Origin of the sequence: Microcystis sp. BLCC-F209 (assembly GCF_041928595.1) — a bacterium.
In the GTDB taxonomy this organism is placed as follows: Bacteria; Cyanobacteriota; Cyanobacteriia; order Cyanobacteriales; family Microcystaceae; genus Microcystis.
The window spans coordinates 1-1039 of the sequence record NZ_JBHFLL010000226.1 but is presented as its reverse complement, the minus strand read 5'-3'; the positions used below and the strand labels follow the sequence as shown (position 1 = coordinate 1039).

Below are 1039 nucleotides of genomic sequence, written 5' to 3'. Positions count from 1 at the left end.
AGTATTATTAGTCATGTAATGTCATCTTAACTAATCTGAGTGATGAATGACTACTCTTCTCTATTATATTCTGAAAAGTCGGTTTTGGCAACGGATTGTTATGACTTTACCCCTTTAACCTAGGAGCATAGGGGGATGCTTTCAGAAAAGGGGTTTCTTGAAGGACAAGAAAATGGGTTTCTTCAAGAAACCCCTTTTCTAAATAGTTTCTCAAAGAAACCCGTTTTCTCATTTGTTGCGAAGATGCGAGCGCTAACGTCAAAGCTAGGCAGTTAAAGTATTTAACCAATTGATTAAATCTTCAACGTTAGAGAAATCGAATAAAGCTTCTCCTAATGCTTCTACATCATCAATACTTAACTCCATAATTTTAGTTTCTAATGAAGGATTAATCTCCCCTAACTTGCGTTTAAGTTGACGAAGAATCAATGTCTTTTCCCGTTCAATACCTTGTTCAATACCTTGTTCAATACCTTGTTCGATACCGCGTTCGATACCTTGTTCAATACCTTGTTCGATACCTTGTTCAATACCTTGACGCATCCAACTGGTAGTAATTTGCATAACTCCCTCCTGTACGGGTTGACTAAATGTGCTAATTTCTTCTTGAAATTGTATCTCTTCGGCAGGATTTAGATTGAGATATGTATCAATAAATCCGGAAATTAATTGCATTTTCGCAGGATTTAACCTTAAAGTAATTAACAAGCGCAGACATTCCGCTTTTACCTTGGCTCGCTCTTTCTCGGCAATGTTCATCTTCGCCATCAAAGCTGAAGCAACCGGATTCGGTTGATTGAGAAAATCTCGCCAATTTAATCGATTTAACTGCACTACTTGATAGTTAAATTCTAAGACTTTTAAATCAGGAAAATCGACTACATATTGACTAATCGCTTCTCTTTTTGGCTTTGAATAAGAGAAAATTACAATCGGATAAATCGGTAAGACAAATTTCTCATGAAAGCGAGCAAAATAAGTAAACATCCGCCGGTTAAACCACTTTCGGGAACTTTCCTGCGCCTCCACATGAATCAGA

At 37.1% G+C, this 1039-nt stretch carries 1 protein-coding gene; it reads right to left on the bottom strand.

Annotated features, from left to right (window positions below; all coding sequences use genetic code 11):
* Positions 1-264 precede the first annotated feature (264 nt).
* A partial coding sequence (locus tag ACE1AQ_RS14730) for an Rpn family recombination-promoting nuclease/putative transposase (protein WP_374808671.1) occupies positions 265-1039 on the bottom strand: 775 nt, incomplete at its 5' end.